The 229-nt window shown below is 39.3% G+C and carries 1 protein-coding gene; it reads left to right on the plus strand.

Annotated features, from left to right (window positions below; translation table 11 throughout):
• Positions 1-27: 27 nt before the first annotated feature.
• Positions 28-229 (plus strand): hypothetical protein (locus UU7_RS17895; RefSeq protein WP_202946814.1); only part of this gene is annotated, 202 nt, incomplete at its 3' end.

The following is a 229-nucleotide window of genomic DNA, read 5'->3' on the forward strand; positions in this document are numbered from 1 at the left end:
GTGAATATAACAAGTGGAATTACATCATTGCGTGATAAGCTGGCTGCTAAATCTGCAGAAATAAAATCAAAAGCAGACCTTGTAACATACGTTCAATCTAAAGAATTCATGGATTATTCTGAAGGTTGGACGAAAGGCAGCACCATGGGGAAAAATCTTGTAGACAAGGTAAGCAACGCATTGTCAGGGCTGACTGATATAGGCAAAAGTTTTGAAATGGGGCAATTCG

The sequence above is a fragment of the Rhodanobacter spathiphylli B39 genome (assembly GCF_000264295.1).
Lineage (GTDB): Bacteria > Pseudomonadota > Gammaproteobacteria > Xanthomonadales > Rhodanobacteraceae > Rhodanobacter > Rhodanobacter spathiphylli.